The sequence below is a fragment of the Clostridium sp. AUH-JLR23 genome, from assembly GCF_964238065.1.
Taxonomy (GTDB): Bacteria; Bacillota_I; Bacilli_A; order Erysipelotrichales; family Coprobacillaceae; genus Allocoprobacillus; species Allocoprobacillus merdigallinarum.
This window is the reverse complement of record NZ_CAXSKY010000020.1, coordinates 1-15,776: the sequence shown is the minus strand read 5'-3', so window position 1 is coordinate 15,776 and position 15,776 is coordinate 1. Positions and strand designations below refer to the sequence as shown.

Below are 15,776 nucleotides of genomic sequence, written 5' to 3'. Positions count from 1 at the left end.
CACTCCCTATACTCTCTGTTCTACAAGTTGCATCACTTTTGCAACAACTTCTTCCAATGTCATGTCTGATGTATCAATTTCAATGGCATCATCAGCTTTTTTTAAAGGAGAAATAAGACGGTTCATATCTTGTTCATCTCTTAAAGCAATCTCTTTTTGAATGTCTTCTAAATTGGATTCAAGACCTCTTTGCAAGTTCTCTTTATGACGACGTAATGCTCGACATTCAATGCTGGCAACCTGATAAATCTTTAACTCAGCATCTTTTAAAACAACCGTTCCAATATCTCTACCATCCAAAATCACACCGCCACCTTGAGCCATTTGTCGCTGCTTATCAACGAGAAAAGTTCTGACTGCTTCATATTGAGAAACAATACTTGCTCCCATTGACACTTCATTTTCACGAATAGATGATGTGACATCTTCATGATTCAATTGAATCGTTCCATCTGGAAACATTTGAATATCTATATCCTTTAAAAGTGCTGATACACCCTGTTCATCATGGAAATCAATATGATTTAACCAGGCATAATAAGCGACACAACGATACATAGCTCCAGTATCAATATATGTATAATTTAAATTCTTAGCTACCATTTTGGCAATTGTTGACTTTCCAGCAGCAGCTGGACCATCAATAGCAATTGAAATTCTTTTCGTCATATTCTATAACCTCACTTTTCAAAACCAACTGAATTCTTTAAAAAAACAACTGTTTAGCAATAAAGAATGCTAAAACAATAAAGATCACAATAAAAACAATAATCACATAATTTAAAATTGTCACTAATTTACTATCTTTTTCTTCTTCTGTATCTTCTTCTACAATTTGTTCTCTTTGTTTTTTAACTTTCACTTCTTCTTTATGTTTAGTTTTTTCTACTTTTTCTGGTTTTGTTTTTTCAACTTTTTCACGTTTTGTTTTTTTCTTATCTTCCTTCATAAAATCCGCAATAGTCAAACCTTCTTCATATTTCTTTAACTCCTCGGCATCTTCTTCTGGCGACATTGCAGCTAATTTTTCTAATAAAGACATTTTCTTTTGTGGTTCAGCCTTTATTTCCTGTGTTTGAGACGTTTGTGCATGTTGAGGCTGATGTTCCTCAGATTGTTTAATTTTATTTAAAATATCTAAACGTGTATTATATTGTTCTTTACCAACATTCACTTTTGCTTCATTTAAAGCAGATTTAATTTCTTCATTATCAGGTTTTAATGTTTCATATGATAAAGGTTCCATTAATGTATCCTGAATATCTTTCTTTTGATTTTGAGGTAAAAAAGCTAAAAAATCATCTTCTTCATCATCCTGTTCATATGTCATCTGACGATCAATTGCTACCTCTTCTTTCATTTCATCTCTTAATTCTTTATATTTATTAATTCTTGTTTGTTTCTCCATTTCGCATCACCGCCCTCATTATAACATAACTATAAAAAATTATAAAATAAACTTTCAAAATAATTCTATTTAGTATATAATAGGCGTATGAATAGGAGGTAATAAAAATGTATAAAGTTAATGAAAATTGTATTGGTTGTGGTTCTTGCACAGCAGTATGTCCAGAAGTTTTTGATTTAAACGCTGACGGTTTAGCAGAAAACATTCTAGGTGAAGTTCCAGCTGAATTAGAAGAAGCTGCAAAAGAAGCTGCAGCATCTTGCCCAGTTGATGCAATTGTTAATGAATAAGATAAAAAAAAGAGCTTAAGGCTCTTTTTTTAATGGATAAGAATTCATTTCGTTTTCAATTAAATGTTTTTTCATTTCATTTTGTGGTGGTTTAAAAAAGCTAATTGTATGACATTTATTACACCATATAAAATGAATACCTTCTAATTCTTTATATTCAATAAAAGGCTCTTTAGCCCCACAGATACCACAAACATTTGTTTTTCCCGGTTCTAAAACAACACTACGCATATTTCATCCTCCTTGCTTTCTATTATAATCACTTCATATCAGTCTTCAATAAACTTCATCATACAAATAACGACAAAAAAAGATATCTCTTGCAAGATATCCCTTTATTTAACGATTTCTGGCATTTTTCTTAGATAATGCCATCGTCTTTAATTCTTTCACTTCTTGAGGTTTTAACATACGATATTGTCCTGGTCTTAATCCTTTTAAATCAACTGTTCCCACACGTAAACGATGTAATCTTTTAACTGGATGATCAACAGCTTCAAACATTTTCTTAACCTGTCGATTCTTTCCTTCAATCAATTTAATCATTAACATGGTTGTTCCATGTTCTTCATCTTTACCAACAATCTTAATACGACAAGGTAAAGTCTTGACTCCCTCAAGATAAATACCTTTTTCTAATTGACGAACAGTCAAACCATTAACCAAACCTTTAACACTTACTTCATAAACCTTTTCTAAATGTGATGAGGGATGCATCATTAAATTTGCAAACTCTCCATCATTCGTCATCAACAATAAACCAGATGTATCATAATCCAATCTTCCCACTGGATAAATACGTTCCTTCACATCAGGCAAATAATCAATAACCGTTTTTCTTCCCAGTTCATCACTTAATGAACAAATACATCCCTTAGGTTTATAAAATACATAATAAACTTTATTTTCACTTTGAAGAGCCTTTCCGTCAATCATGATCAAATCTCCTTTTTTGACTTTAAAGCCCAACTCACTTACGACTTCACCATTGACTTCGACTCTCCCTTGACGAATAAGATCTTCAGCTTTTCTTCTTGAAGTATATCCACTCGCTGCAATTGCTTTTTGTAGTCTTTCCACAGTATCACGTCCTTTCCCTATCATTATACATAGTTTATCAAATTATACAAACATTTTTAAATAAATCATAATCGCAAATATGACAGACAAAAAATCCATCGTTAAACCTACAGGTAAAGCATAACGGGTTTTCTTCATATGAATAGAAGAAAAATAAAGTGTCACAACATAAAATGTTGTATCACTGCCACTTTGAATAAGTGTTGCTAGTAAACTTAAAGGATGATCAACACCAAACATTTCATAAAACGAATAGAGATACGATAATGAAGCATTGGCACTGACAGGTCTTAACAAACCGAGTACAAGTATATCAATAGGAATCTGTAAAAATTGTAACACTGGCTGAAAAAGATGACTCAAAAGTTCAATAGTTCCACTACTTTGAAGTAATTGTACAAAAACCATAAATGCCATTAATGTTGTAAAAAGTGTCTGAAATAATGTCAAAGCGTCTTTGACCCCTTCAATAAACAAATCAAATAAAGGATAATGTTTGATTAAACCATCAATAAAGACACAGAGTAATAAAATAAAAACAATCTTATTCATGATCAATCACCCTTTGTATAATCAATCCAATGATAATAATTGTAATACCAGTAACTAACATATATGGATAAAATGCATAAATATCCTGTGAGCCCATTTGTTTTCTGATCATAAATAATGTTGATGGAAATAAACATAATCCTGCTGTATTGATAATCACTAAAGTCAGCATCTCACGACTTGGACGTTGTGGATGAGGATTGTATTCCTGAAGTTTTTGAAAAGCTTTAATACCACTCAAAGTCGCAAGTGTTCCTAAACCTAAAAGATTTGCAATCACATTAGAAGAGAGATAAGTATAAACATCATCATGTTTCATGACTGGTCCATAAATGACACGAAACAATGGTTTAAAAATAATTGAAAAATAATTCATGAATCCTGTTTTTTGAATAATGTTTAAAAAACCACCCCACAAACAAGCTGCCAGTAACACATTTAAAAGTAAATCCCATACCATAAATGGTGTATCCATTAAAGCTGTCATCATGGCTTCTTCCTGATGACGACATAAACCAATCAACAAAAAGACAACAACGCTCCATTTCCAGATTCTAGCCATTCATGCATTCTCCGAACAACATCCATGCATATTGAAAAATCATTTGTAAAGCATTTTGCTGATTGACTTCATAAATGGGATTTTCATTTACATAAACTTTTAATATATCACCCTGTGATTGCAGGGATACATTTTGACTTTCCTGTCCACAATAATAAAGATTCTGATCAATGAGAAATGAATGACCGTGATACTGATAGATTCCTTTAGATAAAACCAGTACATTTTGATATTTTTGAAAACATTCTTCATACTTTTTTTGATGAAATTCAAAATCATTTCCACAATTAAACGTCACAATAACTAAAGAAACATCATCTTTAATTGCACGTGTGACTAAGGTACGTTTTGCTTTTTTGGTATATCCTGTTTTTCCTCCAACACAATACTCATATTCTTCCAGCAATCTATTTTTATTATGCCATGTTCCCCCACCATCTTCACGTTTATAAGTTTCTTTCATGACAATATCATTGAAAATAGGATTTTGACTACAATAAGACATAAGCAAAGCCATATCATAAACACTGGACTGATTTCCATCATCTTCTTCATCCAAACCAGTTGGATTAGAAAAATGTGTATCTGTCATATGAAGTTCCTGAGCCTTTTGATTCATCATTTCAACAAAGTGTTCAATACTTCCACCAACATTTTTTGCAATCACATTAGCTGCATCATTTCCACTTCTCAATAATAAACCATGCAATAAATCTCTTAAATTAATGCGGTCACCTATATGTATATAGATGCCACTTCCCCATGCTTCATTAACTTCTTCACCAATCTCATATTCATCATCCAGTTGTCCATTTTCAATCGCAACAATTGCTGTCATAATCTTAGATATGGAAGCAACACTCTGGACTTCATGAATATTTTTTCCTTCTAATACATTGTGTTGAGTACTTTCCATCACAATATATGATTGACCTTGAAAATCAACGGCATGTACATTGACTATACATAATAAAAAGCACAAAAAAAACATGATTTTTTTCATAGTATCACCTATAAATACTATATGAAAAAGAATACATGTTATGATTTTTTCTTCCATTCTGGATGTGTACGAATATATACAATGGTTTGATCTAAGCCATGATCATGAAGATAATGTAAAAGATGTTCTAAAAAAGCACGTGTATCAGGGTGCATAATATAAGAATATTTTCCCCTTTCATAATAAGCGAGTGGAAATGTATCTTGATATTTATCACCTTGATAAGTCTGACTGGCTGCTATACGATCACAAAACATTTCTAAAACATAGCGTGTCGGCATTTTGGCAGGCTGCAAACCATTGCGTGTAAAATCGACCCAAAATTCCCAATGATGTTTATTTCTTCCCTTGTGATGTAACCAGGCTAAAGAATAACCTTTGTCACAACGTTCTACAGAATTTGGCGACTTATCCCCTTGGTAATACTTGATTCCTGTAGAAAATTCACACCATGAATATTTTGACATATCATGTAGTAGACCCTGTTTATATAAACCTATACGAAAGCATAGTTTCATGACTTTCCATTTATGTTTTGTTATTGTTTTGAAATGGCCTAAAGCTTTCATCGAATCACCCGTATTTAGTATACAATGTTTTATATTTGAAGTAAATCTCTTTATTTTTTTTCAAACAGTGCTATAATGTAAGCGATGTGTAAGAGGAGGTTTGAGAGATGTCAATTAAAGTTGATGTTCGTACAAATATTAATGATTATGAATTAACACTTGAAAAATGCTCTGAAATTATTACATTATTACAAGATACATATCAGAATATTAGAAATGATATGTATGCTCGCTTTTTAAGCATTCGTATTTTAATCAAAACATTATCTATTGTTGCATGTTTGATTGTTTTATATTTATTAACACATAGTGCATTTTTCTTATATTCTACACCTATCTTTATGGTTGTAGCATTAATATTTGCGATAGTGAGTGCTGAATATATTACGACACAAACACGTAAACAAATTGTTATACAATTAAAGCATTACACAAAAGCACGTGAACAATTATTGCAATACGAAAAAATCAAGTTATAATGACTTGATTTTTTTATTATACAGTTTACTATAAACCATCATTATTCTATTTTTAGAATTGAACTTATAATCAACTTTTATCATTTATCACAAATCTTTATTAATTTTCATAATGTCATTTCGACATATTCTACATACCCTTTGTATCTTATCTATTTATAGCTTTCTTTGTAAATAGATCATATCTATCAATTGAATACCCTGCTCATATATAGGATGGTCATAATGGTCTATAAAAAAATTTTGAATACTATGTGAACGGATAAAACCACATTTTTCATAAAAAGGAATTGTCAAAGGACTATCTCCTGTACCAACCTGTAAAACAGAATATTTTTCTTTATATTTTTCAACAATAAATTCTATCAAAATACGCCCATATCCTTTTCCCTGTGCTTCTGGCTTAGTTGCTATATTTTTGATTTCAAGAATTCCATGACCTTCATCAGTCACAACACATTCACATTGAATACCATCATCATCTAATACATACATTGTTCCACGTTCAAGATACTGATCTATCATATCTTCCTGTTCATCAGCCAAAAGCAACAATGAAAGAAATTGTTTTTTATTTTTCTTAATTTCTTTAATTTCCATATCAACACACCTCTGTATTTTGATGCTCATTCTTCTAAACTTATATGAAAATATTTTTGAATCCACACCATTCGTGAATAAAACAATGATTTGACTATATATTATTCATTATGGATTTGTTTTAAATATTCTTGTATTTGTGATGCTAAAGAAACTGAACGCTCAACAATATGATGCGTCATGCTTCCCTGATTTTCAAAATCTATGTTTGTTTCTAAAACAATTTCTACAATGGGATATTCAGGCATTATTTTTTGATTATGATTCCATTTTGTTTTCTGTAATATTTTCCAGTATTTTCTTTGAATATCTGCATTTTGTCCCATTAACCATAATTCAAAATTGAAGTTTTTCATGATTTAATACAATTCCAAACCTTAGTTTTTGATCTCTTAAATACTGATTAAAAAAAGCAAAATAAGTATAATCTAAATATCCAAATGAGATATTTCCTGTATTATAATCTTTAGGAAATTTTGATTTTAATTGTCCAACATATGGAATCAAAGTCAAATAAGCAGTTTGTATATATCCTTGATTTAACTGTTCTTTATATATTTCCAAACATTTTTGAATATCCTTTTTCATTAAAAGATTCTCCATTCTTTCATATTTTTTATTTGATAACTATTTATGTCATTTTATGTGCTGTTATAATTGTATAACTCAATGAATTGATAGTGATCTTGATTTGATCAACCTCACAATACCAATTTTTACCACGTTTATAAATATGACAATTTTTGTCTAAAATCTTATTTCGACAGTACGCCACAACATCTTGTGTATCAAGTTTTAAGTTTCTTTTTATTCTTTCTATTCCTAATTCTGTCGTATGAATCTTATCAATATGATCAAGCAATACTTTTTTCTCTTCCATCACTTTTTTCTCCATCAATACCTACTTATTTCATAAGCTTTTCTAATACTTTTCTGACATTATGAGCAGCATCTTCCTGGATTTCAATAATTCTTGCCCCTCGACTTTTCGCAACTTCTCTTAAATCAACCGCAATCGCTGTATGATAAGAACACCCAATCACCAAAAAGATATCATCTGGTGTTAAATCATATACCATTTCATAAGCTTTTTGGTAATTTGGTGCAGGATCTCCATATAATACAGGTTTATTATATAATGACCAGGCAATAGACATTTCATCATCGTCAGGTAAACCACCATGCATTTCTAAAGCATCACTGCCAGCAAGTTTATGTAAACCATCAATATTCATGGTAATGACTGGAATATGATACTGAGCTAAGGCATAATGGGCATCATTAGGTTTCGCTCCATTCATATTGGCTTTCAGTTGTCTAATGACTTCGTTATATTCTTCATGATGCGTATTTGCATAATCTCTAAATAATTTTTCTCTAATATCAGGTCTTTCCATAAATGTTGGAATATTGGATTGTTTTGATATTCCTGCTCCTGTAAATGCAATTATTTTCATAGAAATCATCTCCTTTAAATATTGTATACTATTTCCATTTGTTTTTATATAAAAATATTTGATAAATCATTTATTAAATATAAAATCAACATTTTGCCATTTCTTCTCTATTTTTATCACATTGACAATCATCGATATGTATGTTAATATCATATCGAAGAATATAGATATGAGGTGATGATATGGATAAAGATTATGAACAGGAAGCAAAAGTTTTCAAAGCATTTTGTGATCCTAATCGTTTAAAAATTCTTAATATTTTAAAAGATGGAGAACATTGTGCATGTAAACTTTTAGAAATTCTTGATGTAAGTCAATCTACTTTATCACACCATATGAAAATATTAACAGATGCAAGGGTTGTGAATGTAAGAAAGGATGGCAAGTGGTCACATTATTCTTTATCAGGTGATGGGATTGAAAAAGTTATCCAGTATTTAAAAAATTATTGCATGTAAATGATTTTTCATTTTATAAAGCCACCATTAGGGTGGCAAAAATTCAAATATATAAATCGAAATATATCGATATAAGGAGGAACTATGAAAGAAATTTGGTTATTCTTTCAAAATCAAATTTTAGGAATGAACTGGCTTAATGAATTGATTGCTTTATTGCTAACTTCTGTTGGTATAGATATCAATTCCAATATTGGAGCCAGTATTCAGTTTTTTATTTATGATGTTATAAAGATCACAGTATTGTTATGTGTATTGATCTTTATGATTTCGTATATTCAAAGTTATTTTCCACCAGAAAGAAGCAAGAAAATTCTAGGTCGATTTCTTGGTATAAAAGCAAATATCATTTCTGCTTTATTAGGTACAGTAACGCCTTTTTGTTCATGTTCATCTATACCGCTATTTATTGGATTTACAAGTGCTGGCTTGCCATTAGGAGTCACTTTCTCATTTTTGATTTCTTCACCTATGGTTGATTTAGGAAGTCTTGTTTTATTGATGAGTATCTTTGGAATCAAAATTGCAGTCGCCTATGTTATAGTTGGGCTTATTATTGCTGTTATTGGCGGAATAGTTATTGAAAAAATGCATATGGAAAAATATGTTGAAGCATTCATTATGAAATCTAGTCATGTAGATATTAGCTCACCAGATCTAAGTAAAACAGAACGTCTTCAGTATGCCAAGGAGCAGGTTATAGAAACCTTTAAAAAAGTTTTTCCATATATTTTGATAGGTGTAGGAATTGGAGCCATTATTCATAACTGGATTCCAGAATCATGGATAGAAGGAATATTAGGTGGAAATAATCCTTTTGGAGTTATTTTAGCAACAATTGTAGGAATTCCAATGTATGCTGACATTTTTGGAACTATTCCAGTTGCAGAAGCTTTACTGGCTAAAGGTGCTTTACTTGGAACAGTATTAGCCTTTATGATGGCAGTGACAACATTAAGTTTACCTTCACTGATTATGCTAAAAAAGGCTGTAAAACCCAAACTTCTAGCATTGTTTATTGCAATCTGTACTCTAGGAATTATGATTGTTGGTTATTTGTTTAACATATTTTCATTTTTACTGTATTAGGAGGAAGGCATATGGCAAATGTTGTTCATTTTAATATGATCGTCGATATCAATCAGTTATTAAAAGAAAAAGGAATAGAATATTCCATTCATGCTATTGGAGCATGTACATGCAATGGCTTAGAACTTCGACAAGATGGTAAGGAATATCCTATTGATGAAATTATTGAATATATGAATGAGTATCTGGATAAAAAATGGATGAGAGTTAGAAAAAGCAAAGACAATGAACATATTCTTAATGTGGAATCAAAGTTTGATTATGAAAGATGAAAAGGAGAATGTATATGAATCTATTTAAAAAGAAAGAAAAAAAGGAATGTTGTTGTAGTCAGATTGATGAGGAAAGTGTTAAAAAAGCTGAAGAATTAAAAAAAGATGATGGAATAAAAATCTTAGGCTCAGGATGTCAAAAATGTGATAAACTAAAGGAATCAGTAAGAATAGCATTATCAGAATTCAATTTTAATTTACCAATTGAACATATCACTGATTTTTCTCAAATTGCATCCTATGGTGTTATGTCCACACCAGCATTAGTATTGAATGGAGAAGTTGTTTCTTTTGGGAAAGTTTTATCAGTAGATGAAGTCAAACATATTTTATCAATAAAAATGAAAGGTCAATAAATATATGGAAAGAAAACTTAAAATTGCATTTGTGTGTGTTCATAATTCATGTCGCAGTCAAATTGCTGAAGCATTAGGAAAAAAGTTTATGAGTGACAGATATGATTTTTACTCTTGTGGAACAGAATTGAAACCTCAAATTAATCAGGATGCTGTCAGACTTATAAAAGACATGTATCAAATTGATATGGAACAGAACCAATATAGTAAATTAGTCCAAGATATTCCTCAAGTAGATATCGCTATTTCTATGGGATGTAACGTTACTTGTCCATATGTAGGTAAAAGTTTTGATGATAATTGGAATTTAGATGACCCTACTGGAAAAAGTGATGATGAATTCATCAAAATCATCAAAGAAATAGAGAAGAAAATAAAAAAATTAAATTATTAAATAAAATGAGCTTATAAGCTCTTTTTTTATAAAATCATATTGACCTTATAGTTATTGAAAGGTGTATGTTATAATAAAAGAGATCATATATAACTCTTTTCAAATATAATCATAGACGCTTAAAGACGAAAGGACGATATGCATATGAAAATCAAAGAAGTCGAAAAATTATTACAAATCAATTCTCAAACAATACGCTATTATGAAAAATTAGGTTTTTTAAAGCCAAAAAGGGATGAAAATGGTTATAGAAATTATACACAGGAAGATGTCCATATATTAAGAAAAATACATTTTTTAAGAGATTTAGATATTCCTCTAGAAATGATTCAAACAATTCTTCTAAATCCAGATCAATTTCAAAATATACTAAATAAACATTTAAAATTTTTACAAGCAAAGATTGAAAATCTAGAAGAAGTTCAACAGAAATGTTTCCATTTAAATCAAAAAAACATTCCCTTGTTAGATGCAATTATTGATGGAGAATTTCAAAATCAGCCTGCTCATTCACATGATGAAATTAAATCAATTATTCATAAAGCATCTGAATTTATAAAGCCCTACCCTGTTGTCACATTAGGAAGAAAAACAACCCCTTTTCAATTTCTAAAAGAAATAATACTCATATTTATTTCTACAACTTTGATCACTATGAGCTTTCTTTTATATTTTATCAATACTCATACAATGACTCATATACATTGGGGTTTATATTTATTGAGTGTTATCCTCCTGACAATTATTTTCATATTCATATTATTTCATGAAAAATACTATGAATTTGGAATTGTTGATTTCTATATATTTGACAGCTATAAAATGAAGGCAAAGAGTATAAAAGCAGTATTAGAAAACACAACCCACGAAATAGCCAGACATTATTTATACAAAGATATTTGCAATGTTAAAATCCATGTTGAAAAAAAGATTGGTGGCATTGGTTTTGGACCTGTGACATATTATAATATTATCTATCAATTTCATATGCGAGATGGGAATCATTTTCAAATAAATAGTTCCTTATATCAGGAAACATCGCAGGATAGAAAATCTGTTTATGAGATATTAGATTATCATCATGTTAAAATTATTGATGAACAGAATTTAAAACAGTTCTTTTTACAAAAAAATCTATCTATTTATGAATATTTAGAAAAAAGATGCACATGATTGCATCTTTTTGACTCTTATATATCTTCAAAATATTTTGTCATGACATCATCTTTGTATTTAAAAAAGTATTTTTCTACACCTTTTACGAAAAAGTCACGACGTTTCTCCACTTGCTGATCATCTTCCTCTTTCCATACCTTCGCTATAAGTTCATGATGACGATAAAATATCTGGCATAATTCCAACACTTGATATTGGGTATTATAAAGCTGATACAGTTCTATAATTCTTTGATCTAACAATTGATTATATTGTCCTTTTTTTGAAATACCTTGAATATGAAAAAGAGTATCCTGACATTGATGTTTTTGATAATAATGACATGGTTTACATATATCATCCCCTTCTATTGTCAGTTGGCAAAGCAAATAAGGATTTTTTATAATAGCATTAGCAATAGCATAAAAATCATGTCCCATCTTTTGGTCAGGAACAAATTCTTCAATTCCTGTACAATATAATTTAAAAATATCCATAAAATGATGGGGTTTTATGATAACTGTTTTCATATCAATCCTTCCTCTTTTTATTATCCATATTTTTCATGTCTATTTATTAATATTTTCTTAATTTTTTATGTTATAATGCTTATATATCAAATAAAGGGGAATAAATTCATGGCTATAAAAATGATTGCGGTAGATATGGATGGAACGTTTTTAGATGAAAATTCATCTTATAATCAAAAACGTTTTGATCACATTTATCAAATATTAAAAGATAGAGGCATTCGCTTTGTGGTAGCAAGTGGTAATCCATACAAGAAACTTCAAAACTGTTTTCCTCATATTCAAAATGAATTAACTTATATTGCTGAAAATGGAGGTTACATTATCAGTGAAGGTAAAGAGCTATATTTTGCACATATATCCTCTCAGGACAGTCAACTGATTATTGATACACTTCAAACAATGCCTGATGTTTTATGCTGGGTATGTACAAAAAATCAATCTTACACATTAGAATCATTACCTGAACATTATTATCAAATGTTTCTTCCCTATTTTCCTCATGTGAAAAAAGTTCAAAACTTTTCACTCATTAAAGAACCTATTGTGAAATTTGCGCTTTACTTACCTCAACAAAATACAACTCAACGTATTCATGATTTGACTCAAATTGCCAGTCAAGATATTAGAATTGTTGATAGCGGACATGCCTGTATTGATATTATTCCTCGTTTTGTCAGCAAAGGCATGGCAATTCAATTGTTAATGAAAGAGTTTCATATTTCACCTGATGAAGTTATGGCTTTTGGTGATGCTGACAATGATCGAGAGATGTTATCAACAGTCAAATATGGCTATGTGATGGCAAATGCAAAAGAAAAAATGAAAAAAGATTTTCAATGGATGGCACCAGGATTTAATGATGAAGGTGTTTTAGAAGTCATTGATTATTATTTACAAAACAATTCATTCTTCAATTTATGATAGTTTTTTATCAAAAATATTGATAAATAGAACTTTTTTTAAAAAATTATTTTCTACTTTAGCAAAATATATGATTTTATCCATTTCTCCCTCTATAATAAAGATAAAGGGGGATTTTTTATGGATGAATTTTTAAGAGATATTCACACAATGCTTTTTAAGCAATGGATTTTAATTCAGGATCAAAGTCAATGTCAAATCTATCTTGATGATAAAAATGAAAATATCATAGATATTAAAACCAATTATAGTTTCAGTCAAGTTATTTTTAATCCCTTAAATATTATTGAATTAAGTGTTACCAATACAATGACTCAAAATATTGAGTTTTATCTTCATTTTCAAATGAAAACTATGAAACATGCTACTGAACTTTTTAATGAAATGATGAATAATATTCTACAATTGGTTGATAAACCAAAAATCAAAATATTATTAAGTTGTAGTGGTGGTTTAACAACGTCTTATTTTGCTTCTAAGCTTAATGAAGCAGCTCAAATTTTAGATTATCATTATGAGGTCAGAGCGATTGGATATACTGATTTATTTAATGTAGGCAATGAATATGATGTGATTTTATTAGCTCCACAAATCTCATTCATGCATGCAAAAGTACAGGAAATCTTAAAAGATAAAATTGTCTTAAAAGTACCTCCACAAGTTTTTGCCAAATATGATGTCGCCAAAACTTTACAACTTGTCAGACATGCCTTAGAACATCAAAAGTTACCTCATAATTCTAAAACTGAATCAACTATCAAACCATTACAAGTCATTCCACATCAAAATACAAAGATTCTTGTTTTGTCTCTATTTAGAAACAGTTTACGTGTTCACATTGCCTATCATCTCTATGATGAACAAAATCATATTATCAGCAGCAATGAAATTATTAAATTTAAAATCAGCATGGAAGACATTTATGATGTCATTGATACAATCTTATTACAATATCCACGTATTCAAATCATTGGCATTTCAACACCAGGTATTATCAATAATGGTTTTGTCGCTTCTACAAGTATCATAGGATTAAATAATTTTAACATGTATCAGCTACTCAAGGAGCGCTACCATCAACATATTGTCATTGATAATGATGTCAATACTGCTGCAGTCGGTTATTACGCTTCTCAACAACAATTTTCATCACTGATTTTCTTATTTCAGCCAAATAATCATTTTGGAGGAGCAGGAATTATTGTTAATGGACAACTTGTTAAAGGTCATGCGCATATTGCTGGAGAAGTGCAATACTTACCACTCAATTATTCTGCCCCACCACAAACACTTGCCAAGACACCTGAAGGCGCTTTAGAACTTGTATCTAAAACAATTGTAGCTTTATCTTCTGTGATTGGACCAGAAGCTATTATTCTTTCTTGCACTCTTATTCCTGATGTTGATGAGTTAAAAAAGATGATTGCTCAATATATACCTGAAAAGTATCTACCACGTATCATCAAAATAGAAAATATTCAAGAATATATTTTAATTGGTCAATTAATATTATGTTTACAAGAATATAAATAAAAGATAAAAAAGCTTTTTTTACGATATACATAGAAAACGCTTACAGAAAATGCTATAATATTCTTAACAAATAAAAACAGAAAAGGAGATTATAGCAATGGATTTGAATAAAAAAATAGAAGACATCAGTCATGCAGAGTACAAACTTTTACTAATCATTGGACAGCCTGGAAGTGGAAAATCAAAAGTCATTCGTCAATATAGTGAAGAAACAGGTATTCCTATTCTTGATCTTGATAAGATTTTCTATCATACACCAAGTGAAAAACTTCTACCTGAGATGAAAAACTTTTTAACAACTTATCACCAAAAAGTTTTATTGTTAGATAATAAAAAAATTCTTTATGCAAAAAACAGTCAAATTGATTTATTAGCTTTCCTTAAAGAATTATCAAAAGATATTATTGTTGTTGCAACATGGAATGGAAAAATTGAAGATGGACAGCTCTTCCATTTTCGTAATGACACTTCAGAAGATCTTATTTATTCAACTGATAATAACGATTTTAAATATATCTTATGCTAAAAAGAAGCAGAATTTACTGCTCAATGTCGTCAATTTAACGACAAATTTAAATTAGAAATCTGACATATTCAGATTTCTTTTTTTGTTTATTAAGATTCATAAGTAATTATAGAAGTGATATATCATATTTAGTGAAATCTCAACGATTTAATGATATAATTGTAGTATAGAAAAGGAGTGGTTTTATGTTTGTGAAGGTTGTTCAAAATAATAGAGGCAAAAAAGGCACTTATTTCTGCTCTCTTGTTGAGTCTTATCGTGATGGTGATAAAATCAAGCACCGCACTATTCGTAGTTTTGGTCTTCTTACTGAAGAACAGGTTCCCTATCTTAAAGCCATGTATGCGAAAAAGAAACCTAGACTTGTGTATGATGATGAAGAATAATGTCTATCTATTCTACATTTGAATATTTTGATGCTCTTTTGTCTCATCCTGATATTTTTGAGATTGCTAGAAAAGTTCCCAGATATTTTACAAGAGATTCAAAATTGGGACTTACAGGACTGCTCAAGTTTCTCATATCTAGACAAGGTTACA

The 15,776-nt window shown here is 29.9% G+C and carries 26 protein-coding genes; 12 read left to right on the top strand and 14 right to left on the bottom strand.

Annotated features, from left to right (window positions below; genetic code table 11):
* Positions 1–6 precede the first annotated feature (6 nt).
* Positions 7–669: a (d)CMP kinase gene (gene cmk / locus ACESR5_RS09960; protein ID WP_087244179.1), complete on the bottom strand. Its 663-nt coding sequence runs from the start codon at positions 667–669 to the stop codon at positions 7–9.
* A gap of 37 nt (positions 670–706) precedes the next feature.
* Positions 707–1,408, bottom strand: a complete 702-nt coding sequence (locus ACESR5_RS09955) for a hypothetical protein (RefSeq protein WP_143746774.1) — start codon at positions 1,406–1,408, stop codon at positions 707–709.
* A 107-nt stretch (positions 1,409–1,515) separates the two neighbouring features.
* Between ACESR5_RS09955 and ACESR5_RS09950 the strand changes: the two genes are divergently transcribed.
* Complete coding sequence (locus ACESR5_RS09950; protein ID WP_087244178.1) at positions 1,516–1,698, top strand: ferredoxin; 183 nt, start codon at positions 1,516–1,518, stop codon at positions 1,696–1,698.
* A 15-nt stretch (positions 1,699–1,713) separates the two neighbouring features.
* Here the strand turns inward: ACESR5_RS09950 and ACESR5_RS09945 are convergent, their stop codons facing one another.
* The 6 genes from ACESR5_RS09945 to ACESR5_RS09920 all read right to left on the bottom strand — a co-directional run bounded on the left by ACESR5_RS09945 (position 1,714) and on the right by ACESR5_RS09920 (position 5,464).
* Complete coding sequence (locus tag ACESR5_RS09945; protein ID WP_087244177.1) at positions 1,714–1,929, bottom strand: hypothetical protein; 216 nt, start codon at positions 1,927–1,929, stop codon at positions 1,714–1,716.
* Between the two features lie 108 nt (positions 1,930–2,037).
* Positions 2,038–2,778, bottom strand: a complete 741-nt coding sequence (locus tag ACESR5_RS09940) for a pseudouridine synthase (protein ID WP_087244176.1) — start codon at positions 2,776–2,778, stop codon at positions 2,038–2,040.
* A 42-nt stretch (positions 2,779–2,820) separates the two neighbouring features.
* The gene (locus tag ACESR5_RS09935) at positions 2,821–3,330 is read right to left on the bottom strand and encodes a spore maturation protein B (protein WP_087297587.1); all 510 of its coding nucleotides are present in this window, start codon (positions 3,328–3,330) and stop codon (positions 2,821–2,823) included.
* Entirely contained in the window at positions 3,323–3,892 is a 570-nt protein-coding gene (locus ACESR5_RS09930) for a hypothetical protein (protein WP_373155407.1), read from the bottom strand. The genes ACESR5_RS09935 and ACESR5_RS09930 overlap by 8 nt, the downstream gene beginning before the upstream one ends.
* Complete coding sequence (locus ACESR5_RS09925) at positions 3,885–4,895, bottom strand: D-alanyl-D-alanine carboxypeptidase family protein (protein ID WP_373155404.1); 1,011 nt, start codon at positions 4,893–4,895, stop codon at positions 3,885–3,887. The genes ACESR5_RS09930 and ACESR5_RS09925 overlap by 8 nt, the downstream gene beginning before the upstream one ends.
* A gap of 38 nt (positions 4,896–4,933) precedes the next feature.
* Positions 4,934–5,464 (bottom strand): DUF5662 family protein, encoded by a 531-nt coding sequence (locus ACESR5_RS09920; RefSeq protein WP_373155401.1) that lies wholly within the window; start codon positions 5,462–5,464, stop codon positions 4,934–4,936.
* 107 nt (positions 5,465–5,571) lie between these two features.
* On the opposite strand from ACESR5_RS09920, the gene ACESR5_RS09915 reads away from it, so the two are divergent.
* A complete protein-coding gene (locus ACESR5_RS09915) occupies positions 5,572–5,943 on the top strand; it encodes a hypothetical protein (protein ID WP_087244171.1) in 372 nt (123 codons plus the stop codon).
* 156 nt (positions 5,944–6,099) lie between these two features.
* Here the strand turns inward: ACESR5_RS09915 and ACESR5_RS09910 are convergent, their stop codons facing one another.
* The 5 genes from ACESR5_RS09910 to ACESR5_RS09890 all read right to left on the bottom strand — a co-directional run bounded on the left by ACESR5_RS09910 (position 6,100) and on the right by ACESR5_RS09890 (position 8,000).
* Complete coding sequence (locus ACESR5_RS09910; protein WP_087244170.1) at positions 6,100–6,543, bottom strand: GNAT family N-acetyltransferase; 444 nt, start codon at positions 6,541–6,543, stop codon at positions 6,100–6,102.
* Positions 6,544–6,644: 101 nt separating this feature from the next.
* Positions 6,645–6,899: a hypothetical protein gene (locus tag ACESR5_RS09905; RefSeq protein WP_373155396.1), complete on the bottom strand. Its 255-nt coding sequence runs from the start codon at positions 6,897–6,899 to the stop codon at positions 6,645–6,647.
* Complete coding sequence (locus ACESR5_RS09900) at positions 6,880–7,131, bottom strand: hypothetical protein (protein WP_373155393.1); 252 nt, start codon at positions 7,129–7,131, stop codon at positions 6,880–6,882. Before ACESR5_RS09900 ends, ACESR5_RS09905 begins: the two co-directional genes overlap by 20 nt.
* A 43-nt stretch (positions 7,132–7,174) precedes the next feature.
* Positions 7,175–7,423 carry a DUF3781 domain-containing protein gene (locus ACESR5_RS09895; protein ID WP_087304881.1) on the bottom strand — a complete coding sequence of 83 codons (249 nt, stop codon included), beginning with the start codon at positions 7,421–7,423 and terminating at the stop codon, positions 7,175–7,177.
* Positions 7,424–7,448: 25 nt separating this feature from the next.
* Entirely contained in the window at positions 7,449–8,000 is a 552-nt protein-coding gene (locus ACESR5_RS09890; protein ID WP_087244167.1) for a Sir2 family NAD-dependent protein deacetylase, read from the bottom strand.
* A 182-nt stretch (positions 8,001–8,182) separates the two neighbouring features.
* On the opposite strand from ACESR5_RS09890, the gene ACESR5_RS09885 reads away from it, so the two are divergent.
* The 6 genes from ACESR5_RS09885 (at position 8,183) to ACESR5_RS09860 (ending at position 11,742) form a co-directional block, all read left to right on the top strand.
* Positions 8,183–8,458, top strand: coding sequence for a helix-turn-helix transcriptional regulator (locus ACESR5_RS09885; protein WP_087304882.1), 276 nt, complete (start codon positions 8,183–8,185; stop codon positions 8,456–8,458).
* Between the two features lie 84 nt (positions 8,459–8,542).
* Positions 8,543–9,547: a permease gene (locus tag ACESR5_RS09880; protein WP_373155387.1), complete on the top strand. Its 1,005-nt coding sequence runs from the start codon at positions 8,543–8,545 to the stop codon at positions 9,545–9,547.
* An 11-nt stretch (positions 9,548–9,558) separates the two neighbouring features.
* Positions 9,559–9,819, top strand: a complete 261-nt coding sequence (locus ACESR5_RS09875) for a hypothetical protein (protein WP_087244164.1) — start codon at positions 9,559–9,561, stop codon at positions 9,817–9,819.
* Between the two features lie 14 nt (positions 9,820–9,833).
* Complete coding sequence (locus tag ACESR5_RS09870) at positions 9,834–10,175, top strand: thioredoxin family protein (protein ID WP_373155384.1); 342 nt, start codon at positions 9,834–9,836, stop codon at positions 10,173–10,175.
* A gap of 4 nt (positions 10,176–10,179) precedes the next feature.
* Complete coding sequence (locus tag ACESR5_RS09865; RefSeq protein ID WP_087244162.1) at positions 10,180–10,569, top strand: phosphatase; 390 nt, start codon at positions 10,180–10,182, stop codon at positions 10,567–10,569.
* A gap of 144 nt (positions 10,570–10,713) precedes the next feature.
* On the top strand, positions 10,714–11,742 hold the full coding sequence (locus ACESR5_RS09860) for a MerR family transcriptional regulator (protein ID WP_373155382.1): 1,029 nt from the start codon (positions 10,714–10,716) through the stop codon (positions 11,740–11,742).
* 17 nt (positions 11,743–11,759) lie between these two features.
* On the opposite strand, the gene ACESR5_RS09855 is transcribed toward ACESR5_RS09860, so the two are convergent.
* Complete coding sequence (locus ACESR5_RS09855) at positions 11,760–12,254, bottom strand: hypothetical protein (protein WP_373155379.1); 495 nt, start codon at positions 12,252–12,254, stop codon at positions 11,760–11,762.
* Between the two features lie 108 nt (positions 12,255–12,362).
* Here ACESR5_RS09855 and ACESR5_RS09850 point away from each other — a divergent pair, with 108 nt between their 5' ends.
* The 4 genes from ACESR5_RS09850 to ACESR5_RS09835 all read left to right on the top strand — a co-directional run bounded on the left by ACESR5_RS09850 (position 12,363) and on the right by ACESR5_RS09835 (position 15,623).
* Entirely contained in the window at positions 12,363–13,178 is an 816-nt protein-coding gene (locus ACESR5_RS09850; protein WP_373155376.1) for a Cof-type HAD-IIB family hydrolase, read from the top strand.
* 120 nt (positions 13,179–13,298) lie between these two features.
* The gene (locus tag ACESR5_RS09845; protein WP_373155373.1) at positions 13,299–14,711 is read left to right on the top strand and encodes an ROK family protein; all 1,413 of its coding nucleotides are present in this window, start codon (positions 13,299–13,301) and stop codon (positions 14,709–14,711) included.
* Between the two features lie 97 nt (positions 14,712–14,808).
* A complete protein-coding gene (gene brxF / locus ACESR5_RS09840; protein ID WP_087244158.1) occupies positions 14,809–15,237 on the top strand; it encodes a BREX-3 system P-loop-containing protein BrxF in 429 nt (142 codons plus the stop codon).
* Positions 15,238–15,422: 185 nt separating this feature from the next.
* The gene (locus ACESR5_RS09835; RefSeq protein WP_087244157.1) at positions 15,423–15,623 is read left to right on the top strand and encodes a hypothetical protein; all 201 of its coding nucleotides are present in this window, start codon (positions 15,423–15,425) and stop codon (positions 15,621–15,623) included.
* Positions 15,624–15,776: the final 153 nt, after the last annotated feature.

Excerpts from the sequence above, each read along its gene's own strand:
- ACESR5_RS09845 (WP_373155373.1), top strand. The coding sequence starts at position 13,299 with ATGGATGAATTTTTAAGAGATATTCACACAATGCTTTTTAAGCAATGG.
- ACESR5_RS09895 (WP_087304881.1), bottom strand. The coding sequence starts at position 7,423 with ATGGAAGAGAAAAAAGTATTGCTTGATCATATTGATAAGATTCATACG.
- brxF (WP_087244158.1), top strand. The coding sequence starts at position 14,809 with ATGGATTTGAATAAAAAAATAGAAGACATCAGTCATGCAGAGTACAAA.
- ACESR5_RS09880 (WP_373155387.1), top strand. The coding sequence starts at position 8,543 with ATGAAAGAAATTTGGTTATTCTTTCAAAATCAAATTTTAGGAATGAAC.
- ACESR5_RS09920 (WP_373155401.1), bottom strand. The coding sequence starts at position 5,464 with ATGAAAGCTTTAGGCCATTTCAAAACAATAACAAAACATAAATGGAAA.
- ACESR5_RS09860 (WP_373155382.1), top strand. The coding sequence starts at position 10,714 with ATGAAAATCAAAGAAGTCGAAAAATTATTACAAATCAATTCTCAAACA.
- ACESR5_RS09945 (WP_087244177.1), bottom strand. The coding sequence starts at position 1,929 with ATGCGTAGTGTTGTTTTAGAACCGGGAAAAACAAATGTTTGTGGTATC.
- ACESR5_RS09915 (WP_087244171.1), top strand. The coding sequence starts at position 5,572 with ATGTCAATTAAAGTTGATGTTCGTACAAATATTAATGATTATGAATTA.
- ACESR5_RS09835 (WP_087244157.1), top strand. The coding sequence starts at position 15,423 with ATGTTTGTGAAGGTTGTTCAAAATAATAGAGGCAAAAAAGGCACTTAT.
- ACESR5_RS09925 (WP_373155404.1), bottom strand. The coding sequence starts at position 4,895 with ATGAAAAAAATCATGTTTTTTTTGTGCTTTTTATTATGTATAGTCAAT.
- ACESR5_RS09850 (WP_373155376.1), top strand. The coding sequence starts at position 12,363 with ATGGCTATAAAAATGATTGCGGTAGATATGGATGGAACGTTTTTAGAT.
- ACESR5_RS09870 (WP_373155384.1), top strand. The coding sequence starts at position 9,834 with ATGAATCTATTTAAAAAGAAAGAAAAAAAGGAATGTTGTTGTAGTCAG.
- ACESR5_RS09865 (WP_087244162.1), top strand. The coding sequence starts at position 10,180 with ATGGAAAGAAAACTTAAAATTGCATTTGTGTGTGTTCATAATTCATGT.
- ACESR5_RS09905 (WP_373155396.1), bottom strand. The coding sequence starts at position 6,899 with ATGAAAAACTTCAATTTTGAATTATGGTTAATGGGACAAAATGCAGAT.
- ACESR5_RS09855 (WP_373155379.1), bottom strand. The coding sequence starts at position 12,254 with ATGAAAACAGTTATCATAAAACCCCATCATTTTATGGATATTTTTAAA.
- ACESR5_RS09875 (WP_087244164.1), top strand. The coding sequence starts at position 9,559 with ATGGCAAATGTTGTTCATTTTAATATGATCGTCGATATCAATCAGTTA.
- ACESR5_RS09935 (WP_087297587.1), bottom strand. The coding sequence starts at position 3,330 with ATGAATAAGATTGTTTTTATTTTATTACTCTGTGTCTTTATTGATGGT.
- ACESR5_RS09890 (WP_087244167.1), bottom strand. The coding sequence starts at position 8,000 with ATGAAAATAATTGCATTTACAGGAGCAGGAATATCAAAACAATCCAAT.
- ACESR5_RS09930 (WP_373155407.1), bottom strand. The coding sequence starts at position 3,892 with ATGGCTAGAATCTGGAAATGGAGCGTTGTTGTCTTTTTGTTGATTGGT.
- cmk (WP_087244179.1), bottom strand. The coding sequence starts at position 669 with ATGACGAAAAGAATTTCAATTGCTATTGATGGTCCAGCTGCTGCTGGA.
- ACESR5_RS09955 (WP_143746774.1), bottom strand. The coding sequence starts at position 1,408 with ATGGAGAAACAAACAAGAATTAATAAATATAAAGAATTAAGAGATGAA.
- ACESR5_RS09900 (WP_373155393.1), bottom strand. The coding sequence starts at position 7,131 with ATGAAAAAGGATATTCAAAAATGTTTGGAAATATATAAAGAACAGTTA.
- ACESR5_RS09885 (WP_087304882.1), top strand. The coding sequence starts at position 8,183 with ATGGATAAAGATTATGAACAGGAAGCAAAAGTTTTCAAAGCATTTTGT.
- ACESR5_RS09950 (WP_087244178.1), top strand. The coding sequence starts at position 1,516 with ATGTATAAAGTTAATGAAAATTGTATTGGTTGTGGTTCTTGCACAGCA.
- ACESR5_RS09910 (WP_087244170.1), bottom strand. The coding sequence starts at position 6,543 with ATGGAAATTAAAGAAATTAAGAAAAATAAAAAACAATTTCTTTCATTG.